Raw genomic sequence first — 596 nt, 5'->3', positions numbered from 1 at the left:
TGGGAGGCCCCACTACATCTTCGACGTAGCGCTGTCGCGCATCAAACTGGTTCATCGTAAGGTTATAGAACGCGTGCGGGGCAAAGGCCGTAGCCAGCACTGGTGTGTCAGCACCCGAGTGGGAGAGTGGCCTGCACGGTATCGGCGTGGAGTCATTGTCGGCACAGCAAGCTGTGACCACGTATAAGAGAGTGAATCCGCTCGCCACCGTGTACCCCGCCCGCGTCGTTCAATCCTGCGAGGAATTGTCATGACGCGCAAGAACCAAAAGCGTTTTGAGGTTATCCATCCCGATTGTGGTGCCGTTGATGTGGGCGCTGGTGAGCATTTGGCGGCTGTTGATCCGACAAAATGCGATGACCCGGTTAGGCGGTTTTCAACCTTCACCGATGATTTGCATGCCATGGCCGATTGGTTTGAGTCCATGGGCGTCAAGATGGTGGCAATGGAGGCGACTGGAGTTTATTGGATCCCGCTCTTCGAAATACTGGATAGACGAGGTTTTGAGGTCTATCTCGTTAATTCCCGCGCCACTCGGCAGATAACCGGTCGCAAGTCTGATGTACTTGATTGTCAGTGGATCCTTCAACTCATGA

General features: G+C 54.4%; 2 protein-coding genes. Both read left to right on the top strand.

Going from position 1 to position 596, the window contains the following annotated elements:
* On the top strand, positions 1-187 hold a 187-nt coding region (locus tag AACY08_RS28095; RefSeq protein WP_339472363.1), incomplete at its 5' end, for a hypothetical protein.
* 63 nt (positions 188-250) lie between these two features.
* A partial coding sequence (locus AACY08_RS28090) for an IS110 family transposase (RefSeq protein ID WP_339472361.1) occupies positions 251-596 on the top strand: 346 nt, incomplete at its 3' end.

Origin of the sequence: Pseudomonas sp. EL_65y_Pfl1_R83 (assembly GCF_963970695.1) — a bacterium.
Classification (GTDB): domain Bacteria; phylum Pseudomonadota; class Gammaproteobacteria; order Pseudomonadales; family Pseudomonadaceae; genus Aquipseudomonas; species Aquipseudomonas tritici.
The sequence above is the reverse complement of the archived record's forward strand: the minus strand, read 5'-3'. Positions and strand labels throughout refer to the sequence as shown.